Origin of the sequence: Streptomyces sp. NPDC088915, from assembly GCF_044749825.1 — a bacterium.
In the GTDB taxonomy this organism is placed as follows: domain Bacteria; phylum Actinomycetota; class Actinomycetes; order Streptomycetales; family Streptomycetaceae; genus Streptomyces.
In genome coordinates this window covers 150,750-162,410 of the sequence record NZ_JBIVIR010000016.1, presented here as the reverse complement: position 1 = coordinate 162,410, position 11,661 = coordinate 150,750, and the positions used below count along the sequence as shown (strand labels likewise).

The window sequence follows — 11,661 nt, the reverse complement described above, 5'->3', positions numbered from 1 at the left end:
GAGTCCGTCGTTACTTCCCGGCCTTGGCGACGGCCTTGTCGATCATCGGCAGGTAGCGCTCGATGCTGTACGGCACCGTCAGCGGGTTGATCATCGAGGAGGCGGTGACGAACGGGGTGTCGTGGCTGTAGACGAGCGCGCCCTTCTTCACGGCGGGGATGGCCGCGTACAGGGGCTGGGCCTCGACCGTCTTGCGGGACTTCTCGTCCATGTAGAAGGTGAAGGCGATGTCGCTCTTCGCGAGCTTGTTGGCGTTCTCCAGGCCGATCAGGGCGGAGTCGGTGCCCTCGGTCTCCTTGAAGGTGTTCACCACCGGGTCGACCTTGAGGCCGAGCTTGGAGACCATCGCGACGCGCTGCTCCTCGGGCTTGAAGACGCCGAGGGTGCCGGGGCCGGTGTTGTAGATGTACGAGAACGTGACGTTCTTGTAGTTCGGGCGGGAGGCGGCCGCGTCGGCGAGCTGCTTGTCGATCTTCGCCTCCAGCTCCTTGGCCTTCTCCGGCCGGCCGAGCGCCTTGGCGACGATCTCGATCTGCTGGTCCCAGTTGGTGCTCCACGCCTTCTCGGGGTAGGCGACGGTCGGCGCGATGTCCTTGAGGATGTCGTACTGCTTCTGCGTGAGGCCGGACCAGGGGGCCAGGATGACGTCGGGCTCCAGCTCGGTGATGGCCTCGATGTCGAGCTCCTCACCGCCCTTGAACTGCTTCGGCAGCGTGGCGCCGGACTTCGTCACGGCCTCGTGGATCCAGGGGAGGTAGCCGGTCTTGTCGCTGCCCCAGGGGTACTCCTCGATGCCGACCGGGACGTTGCCGAGGGCGATGGCGGTCTCCGCGGAGCCCTGGCCGAGGGTGACGACGCGCTTGGGCTCGTCCTTGATGACCGCCTCGCCGAGGGCGCTCTTGATGGTGACGGGGAACGCGCCCGCCGGAGCCTTCGACGTCGGACCCGCCGCGTCGTCCTTTCCGTCGTCCGAGCCGCACCCGGTCACCATGAGGCCGAGCGAGACCGCGGCGGCCCCCGCCACGAGGGCGCGGCGGCGAAGAGGGGTGAACACAGAAGGCATGACGGTTCCTTGTCTCCGGGCAGAGGTGTGCGAGCGCCGCGTCCACGCCCCCGCGGACGTGACCACGTGGGGACGGCGGCTGCCGCGAGCGCTTGTTAGGTGAGCCTAACCTATTCGTTCACCGGCTCGAACGCCAGGGGTGCCGACCCCGGGGAGGGGCGGGCCCGAGGGCCGAAAGGCGAGGTGGGCGACGTACGGAGGCACACGAACGGAGCAGCCGCCCGTGTGGCGCGGGCCCCCGAAGCGCGGTCCCCTGGAGGATGCAGGGGATCACGCGCCGGAAGGACGAAAGGGTCACAGGATGATCGCACCGGATCGTCGGCGGACCGACGGGCGGCCGGATCTCCCGCCGGCCCGGACGGGGGCGGACGGGCGATGAGCCCGGCGCGTGCCCTCGACCCCAAGCTGTTCGACGCGACCGTGGCGGCCGTCGCCCTCTTCGGGGGCCCCGACCACCTGCTGGTCTACGTCAACGCCGCGTACAGGAGGATGCTCGGCGACCGCCCCCTCCGCCGGCCCGCCCGGGAGGCCTACCCGGAACCGGCCGCCGCCCGCTTCCTCTCCGTCCTCGACGACGTCCTCGCCACCGGACGGCCCCGCCAGCTCACCGACTCCCTGCTGCCCGTCCCCGGCGGCCCGGACGAGGTGCGCTACTTCGTCACCTCCTGCACCCCCGTCACCACCCCGGTCGGCGACGGGGTCCTGGTCGTGATCCTGGAGACCACCGCCGAGACCCGCGCGCTCCAGCGCTTCGAGGCCCTGGTGACGGCCGTCTCCCAGATGGTGTGGGTGGTGCGGGCGAACGGTGACGTCGAGGAGATCGTCCCCGGCTGGGAGAAGGTGACCGGAACCCCCCTGCCCGACCAGGAGGGCGAGGAGCTGTACGCCCACGTCCACCCCCGGGACCGGGAGGCGCTCGTCGACGCCTGGCACCGGGCGCTCGCCCGGCGTCCCCCCGAGATCTACCAGAACACCTTCCGCCTCCGGACCGCCGACGGCTCCTACCGCCACATGTCCACGCGCTGCGTCCCCATCGTGCGGGACGGGCGGGCCGAGGAGTGGGTCGCCGCCACCGTCGACATCGAGGACACCTGGGGCGCGGAGCTGCGCGAACACCTCCTCGCCCGGGTGGCGCAGACGTCGGGCGGCGGCCTGGACACGGCGTTCGCCGCGGTGGCGGACTCGGTCGTCCCCGATCTCACCGACGCCTGCGTGATCCTGCTCCTCTCCCACGAGGAGTGGCCGCTGCCGGAGCACGCGACGGTCACGGCCCGGCGGGTCGCCTCCGCCACCCGCCCCGGACTCCCGCCCGCACCCGCGCCGATGGGGCAGACCGTCACGGTCACCCCGGTCATGCGGGAGGTCCTCGAGAGCCGCGGGCCGAGGACGTTCCGGCTGTCCCCGGACGGCCGGGTCCCGCCCGGTCTGGTGCCGGAGGTCACCGAGCGGTGGCTCACGGCGTCCGGCGCCACGAGCATGACCCTCGTCCCCCTGGTCGTCGACGACATCGTCCTCGGGTACGCCACCACCGCCACCAGCGGGGACACCCCCGTCCCCGAACCCGCCGACGTCGAGCTGCTGCGCGAGGTCCTGCACCACGCGCAGCGGCCCATCCGCAAGGTCCTCGACCTCCAGCAGGCCCGCCGCACCGCGCTGCGCCTCCAGCGCGCCCAGCTCACCCGCCCGCCCGCGGTGCCCGGGGCGGGCCTGGCCGCCCGCTACCAGCCGGCCAGCCCGGCCAACGAGATCGGCGGCGACTGGTACGACGCCATCACGCTCCCCGACGGCACCCTCGTCCTCGACATCGGGGACGTCGCGGGCCACGACCTCGGCGCCGCCACCGTCATGGGCCAGATGCGCAGCATGCTCCGCGCCCTCGCCTGGAACAAGGGCTCCGACTGCACGCCCGCGGCGGTCCTCACCATGCTCGACGACGCCGCCGAGGGCCTCGACGCCGGCTCCTTCACCACCGTCGTCCACACCCATCTGCGCCGGCGCCCCGACGGCACCTGGAGGATGACCTGGTCCAACGCCGGGCACCCGCCGCCCCTGCTGGTCCCCGCCCGGGGAGAGCCCCGCTTCCTCGACGGCAGCGGCGAGGACCCGCCGCTCGGCGTGGCCCCCGACTTCGTCCGGACCACCCACGCGTACGACCTCGCCCCCGGCGACACCCTCCTGCAGTACACCGACGGGCTCATCGAGACCCCCGGCACCTCCCTCGACACCGGGCAGCGCCGCCTCCTGCGGGCGGCCGCGCTCCACCGCGACGAGGACCTGCCCGAGCTGCTCCGTCTCCTCCAGGACCTCTCCGACCACCGCGACGACACCGCCATGATCGCCTTCCGCGCGGAACCGGTCGGCTGACGCGCGGTGCGGGCGGGTCAGGCGGGCGCGTCCCAGGCCCGCGTCAGGCCGTCCAGCCACGCGGGCGGCAGCTCGGCGGCGTCCCACTCCTCGTACAGGGCGGAGGGCGCCGCCGCGAGCCGCTCCAGGACGGCGACGCTGGTGGGGGAGTGGACGAGGGTGTAGCGGCCGTGGATCGCGATGGCGCTGCCCGGCCCGTACTCCGCGTACAGCCGCTCCAGGCGCTCGCGGTGGGTCGTGGCGAACTCCGCCAACCGCCCGGCGTACCGGGAGCGCTGACGGGAGTTCATCGTGCGCAGCACGGCGCCGAGCACCTGCTCGGTGACCTCCGGGTCGAGGTCGGAGACGTCGGTGAACGAGAGGTAGATCGGAGTGACCGCCACCTTGGTCCGCTCCATCTCCGTGCGCCCGACGGGAGGACGGTCGTCGGGGGAGCCGGCCGTGGGATCGGCGGCGAGGGCCTGCCGCAGGGCCCGCTCGGCGACACCGCCGAGTTCGTCGGCCACGGCACGGGCTCCGTCGAGCCAACCGGCGGCGTAGGCCCCGCCCTTCCCGTCCGGGGCGCTCCGCCCTGCCCCGCCGATCTCCTCGTACGCGAGGGCCAGGGCGCCCGCCTCGACGAACCCGATCATCTCCTCCGCGTCGCCGGACCAGACCCCGGCCCGGGCGAGGAGCTGGAGCAGCGTCCTCTTCGCGTTGAGCACGCTGGCCGCGTCGAGCCGCTGCCGTCCCTCTTCGGCGGTGGTCATGGGGTCCTCCTCGTCGTACGGGCGGCACGGTGCGGGTGCGCGGAACGCTCTGTTCGAGCCTACGCAACACCCGTTCCTCCGACGACGCTTCCCCCGCCGACGCGCGGCCCGGGTCAGCCGCGGTACACGCGCAGCTCCGTCACCTCGTACGACATCTCCGCCGTGCCGGCCCCGGGCGCCGGGTGGTAGCGCCCCGCGCAGACCGAGAGGTTCACGATGAGGTGGGCGCGCCAGGAACGGCCCACCCCGCGACGGTCGTCGAAGGCCCGCGCGCCGTTCACCCACCACACCACCGAGCGCGCGCCGAACTCGACCCGGAAGTCGATCCACGCCCCCGGGCGGACGGCCGGGTCCCGGAAGTAGTGGTGGCGCCCCCGTACCCGGTTCGACAGTTCGAGGAGGTCGGGATTGTCGGGGTGGTACTCGAAGACGTCGATCTCCTGACCGCCGTCGCGCCAGGTCCAGATCGCCGGCCAGGCGCCGATCTCCACCGGCAGCCGCACCCGGGCCTCCAGGACGTCGCCCGTGCGCACCAGGAACCCCTCGGCGCTGCCCTCGGTGGTGAGCAGCCCCGCGGTCCAGCGCCCGTCGGGCCGGGGGGTCGCCCGGAAGACCCCGCCCCGGCTGTACGCCGGATCGTCCGTGAGGTGGTCGAGCTTGTTGTCGCCGGGGTTGGTCGGACCACCGTGGGGATAGGCCCAGGAGCGGCCGGCGACCCACTGCTCGGCGGAGGAGAAGTCGGCGTCGAGGACGAGGTTCCGGGGAGGCTGCGCCTGGCCGGGCACCCCCGGCCCCGTGGTCGCCCCGGCTCCCGGGGGCGGCCCCGTGCCGGAACCCGGTCTCGCGCCGCGGCGCAGCAATCGGTCGATGAAGTCGGACAGCACGGCTCACTCCTCTCAGCTCTCACACGGGCGTCCATCGGCCCACGGACGATCTGCCCGCGCCCCGCCCAGGTCAACCACGGAGGGTCACTGGTTGGCGACAAGTCGTCACCTCGCGCCGCCGTGTTTCACCGCGTTCCGGCAGGTGGAGGAAGGGTTGGCCAGGAATGTCCCACCGGGACATTAATAGGTGTACGGTGCATTTATGAGCACGGAGCGAGAACGCCGGAGCCCGCGGCGCGGCCCGAAGGGGACGCGGACCCGTGAGGCGCTCGGCGAGGCCGCGCTGCGGCTCGTCCTGGAGCGCGGACCGGCCGGAGTCTCCGTCGAGGACGTCACCGACGCGGTCGGCGTCTCGCGGCGCACCTTCAGCCGCTACTTCGCCTCCAAGGAGGAGGCCGTCGTCGACGGCATCAGGGCCGACTGCGCGCGGATCAACGAGGCGCTCGCCGCCCGCCCCGGCGCGGAGGCCCCGCTCACCGCCTACCGGGCGGCCCTGCGAACCTGGCTCGCCGACCCGGCACTCCCGGCCTGGCACCGCCGCGACGGCGTGCGCGAGCTGTTCCACCTCGCCGAACGCGACGCGCCCCTGCGCGCCGTGCTCCGGCGCGTCCTCCTGGAGGGCGAGGCCGCTTCGGTGCGCCTGGTCGCACAGCGGATCGGCGCCGACCCCGAACGCGACCTGCGGCCGGCCGTCGCCGTGGGCGCCGGCGCCGGCGCGCTCCTGGCGGCCGTGCGCGCCTGGGTCCTCGACGGCCCCCGGACCGCGCTGCCCGACCTCGTCGAGGAGGCCTTCGCCCTGCTCGCGACCGAACCCCCGCCCGCCGGGACCCGGCCCCGCGTCCGGTCCCGTCGGCACCGCACCACGCACCCCCCCGAGGAACCGTCATGACACAGCCCCTCACCACCGACCCCCAGGAGTTCGCCGGCCGGACCGCCCTCGTCACCGGCGGCGCCTCCGGCATCGGCCTCGCCGTCGCCCACCGCCTCGCCCGCGGCGGCGCCGCCGTGGCCGTCGCCGACTTCGACGCCGAGAAGGCGGCCGCCGCGGTCGCCGAACTGACCGGCGAAGGCGCCGAGGCCCTCGCTGTACGCATGGACGTCACCGACGACGCCTCCGTCCGGGAGGGCGTCGAGGCCACCGTCGCCGCCTTCGGCGGCCTGCACCTCGCGGTCAACAACGCCGGCGTCGCCGGAGCCCGCGTCCCGATCGGCGAGACCCCCGCCGAGGAGTGGCGGCGCGTCGTCTCCACCAACCTCTACGGCGTCTTCCACTCCCTGCGCCACGAACTCCCGGCCGTCGTCGCCTCCGGCGGCGGAGCCGTCGTGAACATGTCCTCCATCCTCGGCACCAACGGTTCCGCAGGCAGCGCCGCCTACGTCGCGGCCAAGCACGGCGTCGTCGGCCTCACCAAGACGGCGGCGCTCGAATACGCCCCCCAGGGGGTACGTATCAACGCCGTCGGCCCCGGCTACATCGACACCCCCCTCCTCGCCGGGCTCGGCCGGGAGGCGTACGACGCCCTCGTCGCCCTGCACCCGGCGGGCCGCCTGGGCCGTGCGGAGGAGGTCGCCGAGCTCGTGGCGTTCCTGCTCTCGGAGCGGGCGTCGTTCGTGCACGGCAGCTACCACCTCGTCGACGGCGCCTACGCCGCCCGCTGAGCCACCGGAAAGAGCGAGAGCGAAGGACATCCCGTCATGAAGGCACTCCAGTACCGCGCGGTGGGCGCCCCGCCCGAGGTCGTCACCGTCCCCGACCCGGAGCCCGGCCCCGGGCAGGTGCTCCTCAGGGTCACCGCCGCCGGCGTCTGCCACTCCGACATCGCCGTCATGAGCCGGCCCGCCGACCAGATCCCCTTCCCGCTGCCCCTGACCCTCGGCCACGAGGGCGTCGGTACCGTGGAGGCGCTCGGCGCGGGCGTCGAGGGGTTCGCCGTCGGCGACGCGGTCGCCGTCTACGGTCCCTGGGGCTGCGGCGCCTGCTTCATGTGCGCGCAGGGCAAGGAGAACTACTGCCCGCGGGCCGCGGAGCTGGGCATCAGGCCGCCCGGCCTCGGCGCACCCGGCGCCATCGCCGAGTACATGGTCGTCGACAGCCCCCGCCACCTCGTCCCGCTCGGCGACCTCGACCCCGTGCGGGCCGCGCCGCTCACGGACGCGGGCCTCACCCCGTACCACGCCGTCAAGCGGTCCCTGCCGAAGCTCGTCCCCGGCAGCACGGCCGTCGTCATCGGCACGGGCGGGCTCGGCCACGTCGCCATCCAACTGCTGCGGGCCATGACCGCGGCCCGGGTCGTCGCCCTCGACGTCACCGAGGAGAAGCTGGCCCTCGCCCGCACCGTCGGCGCGCACGAGACCGTGCTCTCCGACGCGTCGGCGGCCGCCAGGGTCCGCGAACTGACCGGCGGCCGCGGCGCCGAGGTCGTCCTCGACTTCGTGGGAGCCCCTCCCACGGTCACCTCGGCGGGCGCGATGGCCGCGGTCGAGGGCGACGTCACGATCGTCGGCCTCGGCGGGGGCGCCCTGCCCGTCGGCTTCGGCTCCCCGGCGTACGAGGTCTCCGTGGCCTCCCCGTACTGGGGCACCCGCGCCGAGCTGATCGAGGTGCTCGACCTGGCCCGCGCCGGCGCCGTCGACGTCCACGTGGAGACGTACGCCCTGGACGACGCGCCGAAGGCCTACGAGCGGCTGCACGAGGGACGCGTCCAGGGACGCGCGGTCATCCTGCCGAACGGCTGACCGCCCCGCGGGGCCCGGGACCGGCGCACGCGCGCGAGGCCCCGGCCCGAAACCGGCCGTGACCGCCATCGGCCGATTCCCTCGAACAACCTTGCTGCGAACCGTGCCGATCACGTAACGTCCTGCGACGTGAACACCGGATCGGCGATACGCCACACACGGACGGGCGACCCGGTGGACGACTGACGGCTCGGCGGGCGCGGAGAGCGCGCCCCCTCCGTTCGACACGGGGACCACCCGGTGCACGAGCACCGCGCACCCCCTTCCCTGTCGAACAAGAGCGAGGTCGTCCCCATGTCAGTCACCTTCAACCACACCATCGTCGCGGCCAAGGACCGGCACGAGTCGGCGCGGTTCTTCCGAGAGCTCCTGGAGCTGCCCGAAGCACCCTCCTGGGGTCCGTTCGTCAACGTCCAGCTCCCCGACGGCGTCCTGATCCAGTTCGCCGAGCCTCCGGTGGAGATCCAGATGCAGCACTACGCGTTCCTGGTCGACGACGAGCTGTTCGAGCGGGCGTACGGGCGCCTGTGCGAGCAGGGCGTCGAGCACTGGGCCGACCCGCAGATGCGGCGGCCCGGCGAGACGAACACCGAACACGGCGGCCGCGGGGTCTACTTCAAGGATCCCGCCGGTCACGCGATGGAGCTGATCACCCGCCCGTACCTGTAACCCGGCCCGCCACGGGGCCGGTCGGGGAACTCCCCGTCGCGCGCCACGACGGCCCCGCCGTGGACGACCGCGTCCCGGCGGGGCACGTCGGCGACCGCCTGCGACAGGCGCTCGGCCGGTTCGTCGTCGAGCCGCACGTCCGTCACCCTGTCCGCCTCCTCCGGTCTCCACGGCCCCCCGTCGGGCCCCGGATATTTCGAGTGCGTCCCGCCCGCCCCGGTGATGGGATCGACCGATGCGACGAGAGACATCCACGGCATCCACGATCCCCATGACGGTCGACCGCGGGCGGTTCGCGGACGCGGTCACCCCCTGGGAGGAGGAGGGCTGGCGCGCCGCCGCCTTCGCGTGGGCGGAGCGGGAGCTCGACCGGCACGGGCTGCGCGAGACCGGGACCCGCGAGGTCAGGGTCCGCCCCTGGTCGGTCCTCGTGCGCTTCCGCACCGGTCCCGGTGAGCGCGACGCGGTCTGGTTCAAGGCGGGCGCGCCGGACAACGCCTTCGAGGCCCCCCTCGGCGACGCCCTCGCGCGGTGGGTGCCCGACCACGTCGTGACCCCGCTGGCGGTCGACGCCGACCGGGCGTGGTCGCTGCTCCCGGACGGCGGGCCCCTCTTCCGGCACGTCCTGGACGCGGGCGGCGCGGGACCGGACTCCTGGGAGCGGGCCGTCGCCCAGTACGCGCGGATGCAGCGGGCACTCGTCCCGTACGCGGACCGCATGACCGCCCTCGGCGTGCCCGACGCCCGCACCGCCCGGCTGCCCGGCCTCTTCGACGGCCTCGTCGCGGACAACGCCGCCCTGGACCCGGCCGCCCGCCGCGGCCTCGTGGCCGGGCGCCCCCGCCTGCTCGACTGGTGCGCGGAGCTCGACGCGTACGGCGTCCCGGACTCGCTCGACCACTGTGACCTGCACGACGGACAGGTGCTCGCCCCCGCCCCCGGCCGCTTCACCTTCTTCGACTGGGGCGACGCCGCCGTCGGCCACCCCTTCGGCAGCCTGCTCGTCCCCGCCGGCGCCGTCCTCGAACGGTACGGACCCGAGCGCGCGGGCCGGCTGCGCGACGCCTATCTGGAGCCCTGGACCGACCTGGGTCCCTCCCTCCCGGAGCTGCGCCGTGCCGCGGCGCTCGCCACCCGCCTCGCCGCCCTCGGCCGGGCGGCCTCGTGGTTCCGCCTCTTCCCCGGCACCCCGGCCACCGGCTGCGCCGAGGCGAGCGCCCACTGGCTGGGGGAGCTCTTCGCCCCGACGACGCCGTTCGGGGACGCGGCGGTCTGACCGCGGAGGGGGAGGGAGAGGGGGGAGGGGGAGACGGAGGGGGCGCGAAGGCCTGTTGGTCCGCCGGGACGGGCCGCGCCCGTGGTACTGCCTTACGGAGACATAGCGATGTTTGTCCCGTAATGCCGTGAAAGGTGCCGCCCGTGTCGCAGGAAGAAGAGAGGCCGGAAAGCCGCCGGAGAGGCGCCGCGCGGGCGAGGAGCCGGGGGCTGCCGGTGCTGCCGACCCTCCTCGTCCGCTCCGACCGCCGCCACCACGCCCGTACCGACCGGATCGTGTTCGGGGTCACCGCCGTCCTCACCGTGGCCTTCGTCGTCTGGGGAGCCACGGCCACCGAGAGCCTGGAGGACGTCTCCGACACCCTCCTCCAGGGGCTGATCCGCGACGGCGGCTGGGCGTTCATGCTCGCCGCCTCCGGATTCGTCGTCTTCGCGCTGTGGCTCGCCGTCAGCCGCTACGGCCGGATCACCCTCGGCCGGGAGGAGGAGGGCCCCGAGTTCCGGACCGTGTCGTGGATCGCCATGATGTTCAGCGCCGGCATGGGCATCGGCCTGATGTTCTACGGCGTGAGCGAACCGCTCGCCCACTACGGCACCCCGCCGCCCGGCACCCACCCCGTCGACTCGGCCGAGCGGATGCAGACCGCCATGGCCACCACGCTCTTCCACTGGACGCTCCACCCCTGGGCGATCTACGCCGTCGTCGGCCTCGCCATCGCCTACTCCAGCTTCCGGCGCGGACGCCGCCAGACCATCAGCGCCGTCTTCGTCCCGCTGATGGGCGAGAAGCGGGCGTACGGCGGTCCCGGCCGGATCATCGACATCCTGGCCATCTTCGCCACCCTCTTCGGCTCCGCCGCCTCCCTCGGCCTCGGCGCGCTCCAGATCGGCAGCGGTTTCCAGGAGCTGAACTGGATGGAGAAGACCGGCACCGGGCTGCTCGTCGCCATCATCGCGGTCCTCACCGTGGCCTTCGTCCTCTCCGCCGTCTCCGGCGTGGAGCGGGGCATCCAGTGGCTCTCCAACATCAACATGGTGCTCGCGGCGGTCCTCGCCGTCTTCGTCTTCGTGGCGGGCCCCACCATCATCGTGCTCGACCTGCTGCCCACCTCGATCGCCGCCTACCTCGGCGACCTGCCGCAGCTGGCCGGCCGCACCGAGGCGACCAGCGGCGAGGACATCCACGACTGGCTGGGCAGCTGGACCGTCTTCTACTGGGCCTGGTGGATCTCCTGGACGCCCTTCGTCGGCATGTTCATCGCCCGCATCAGCCGGGGCCGGACCGTCCGGCAGTTCGTCGGCGGGGTCATCCTGGTCCCCAGCACCGTCAGCCTGATCTGGTTCGCCATCTTCGGCGGAACGGCGATGAAGCTCAGCGAACAGGGCGAACTGGCCGGGGAGACCACCCCCGAGGGGCAGCTCTTCGGCGTCCTCCAGGAGTTCCCGATCGCCGGCGCCATGAGCCTCCTCGTGATGGTCCTCGTCGGGATCTTCTTCGTGTCCGGGGCGGACGCCGCCTCCATCGTGATGGGGACGCTCTCGCAGCGCGGCTCCTTCGAACCCACCCGGCCCGTGGTCGTCTTCTGGGGCGTGGTGACCGGCGCGGTCGCCGCGATCATGCTCCTCATCGGCGACGGCCAGGGCGACGCGCTCGCGGGCCTGCAGAACCTCACCATCCTGGTGGCGGCGCCGTTCGTGCTCGTCATGATCGGGATGTGCGTGGCGCTCATGCGGGACCTGCGCAGGGATCCGCTCATCGTCCGAGGCGAGATGGGGGAGGAGGCCGTCGAACTCGCGGTGATCGCCGGCCACGAGAAGTACGCCGGCGACTTCGAGCTGCGGATCGGACCCGGCGAGCCGGGCCAGGACGGCCCCGGGACGCCGGGGCAGGGAGGTTCCTGACGGAGCGCGGAGACGGCGG

Annotated in this window: 11 protein-coding genes; 7 read left to right on the top strand and 4 right to left on the bottom strand. The window is 73.6% G+C overall.

Translation table 11 applies throughout. The features are described 5' to 3' along the window. Positions 1 to 10 precede the first annotated feature (10 nt). Positions 11 to 1,063 carry an iron-siderophore ABC transporter substrate-binding protein gene (locus ACIP5O_RS27380; RefSeq protein WP_401297615.1) on the bottom strand — a complete coding sequence of 351 codons (1,053 nt, stop codon included), beginning with the start codon at positions 1,061 to 1,063 and terminating at the stop codon, positions 11 to 13. Positions 1,064 to 1,438: 375 nt separating this feature from the next. On the opposite strand from ACIP5O_RS27380, the gene ACIP5O_RS27375 reads away from it, so the two are divergent. Then, on the top strand, positions 1,439 to 3,427 hold the full coding sequence (locus ACIP5O_RS27375; protein WP_401297613.1) for a SpoIIE family protein phosphatase: 1,989 nt from the start codon (positions 1,439 to 1,441) through the stop codon (positions 3,425 to 3,427). A 17-nt stretch (positions 3,428 to 3,444) separates the two neighbouring features. Here the strand turns inward: ACIP5O_RS27375 and ACIP5O_RS27370 are convergent, their stop codons facing one another. Then, positions 3,445 to 4,176, bottom strand: a complete 732-nt coding sequence (locus ACIP5O_RS27370) for a hypothetical protein (RefSeq protein ID WP_401297612.1) — start codon at positions 4,174 to 4,176, stop codon at positions 3,445 to 3,447. Positions 4,177 to 4,289: 113 nt separating this feature from the next. Beyond that, complete coding sequence (locus tag ACIP5O_RS27365) at positions 4,290 to 4,961, bottom strand: beta-glucanase (RefSeq protein ID WP_401297796.1); 672 nt, start codon at positions 4,959 to 4,961, stop codon at positions 4,290 to 4,292. 301 nt (positions 4,962 to 5,262) lie between these two features. Here ACIP5O_RS27365 and ACIP5O_RS27360 point away from each other — a divergent pair, with 301 nt between their 5' ends. The 4 genes from ACIP5O_RS27360 (at position 5,263) to ACIP5O_RS27345 (ending at position 8,465) form a co-directional block, all read left to right on the top strand. Further along, positions 5,263 to 5,949, top strand: coding sequence for a TetR/AcrR family transcriptional regulator (locus ACIP5O_RS27360; RefSeq protein WP_401297610.1), 687 nt, complete (start codon positions 5,263 to 5,265; stop codon positions 5,947 to 5,949). After that, positions 5,946 to 6,719 (top strand): SDR family NAD(P)-dependent oxidoreductase, encoded by a 774-nt coding sequence (locus ACIP5O_RS27355; protein WP_401297609.1) that lies wholly within the window; start codon positions 5,946 to 5,948, stop codon positions 6,717 to 6,719. The genes ACIP5O_RS27360 and ACIP5O_RS27355 overlap by 4 nt, the downstream gene beginning before the upstream one ends. Positions 6,720 to 6,755: 36 nt before the next feature. Continuing rightward, the gene (locus ACIP5O_RS27350; RefSeq protein WP_401297607.1) at positions 6,756 to 7,796 is read left to right on the top strand and encodes an NAD(P)-dependent alcohol dehydrogenase; all 1,041 of its coding nucleotides are present in this window, start codon (positions 6,756 to 6,758) and stop codon (positions 7,794 to 7,796) included. A 294-nt stretch (positions 7,797 to 8,090) separates the two neighbouring features. Further along, a complete protein-coding gene (locus ACIP5O_RS27345) occupies positions 8,091 to 8,465 on the top strand; it encodes a VOC family protein (protein ID WP_401297605.1) in 375 nt (124 codons plus the stop codon). On the opposite strand, the gene ACIP5O_RS27340 is transcribed toward ACIP5O_RS27345, so the two are convergent. Further along, positions 8,429 to 8,611, bottom strand: a complete 183-nt coding sequence (locus ACIP5O_RS27340; RefSeq protein WP_401297604.1) for a hypothetical protein — start codon at positions 8,609 to 8,611, stop codon at positions 8,429 to 8,431. The two genes, ACIP5O_RS27345 and ACIP5O_RS27340, sit on opposite strands and share 37 nt — an antisense overlap. Before the next feature lie 125 nt (positions 8,612 to 8,736). Here ACIP5O_RS27340 and ACIP5O_RS27335 point away from each other — a divergent pair, with 125 nt between their 5' ends. Together ACIP5O_RS27335 and ACIP5O_RS27330 are read left to right on the top strand one after the other, a co-directional pair. Beyond that, positions 8,737 to 9,741, top strand: a complete 1,005-nt coding sequence (locus tag ACIP5O_RS27335) for an aminoglycoside phosphotransferase family protein (protein WP_401297603.1) — start codon at positions 8,737 to 8,739, stop codon at positions 9,739 to 9,741. Positions 9,742 to 9,950: 209 nt separating this feature from the next. Beyond that, positions 9,951 to 11,642: a BCCT family transporter gene (locus ACIP5O_RS27330; protein WP_401297793.1), complete on the top strand. Its 1,692-nt coding sequence runs from the start codon at positions 9,951 to 9,953 to the stop codon at positions 11,640 to 11,642. The last annotated feature ends 19 nt before the right edge of the window (positions 11,643 to 11,661 follow it).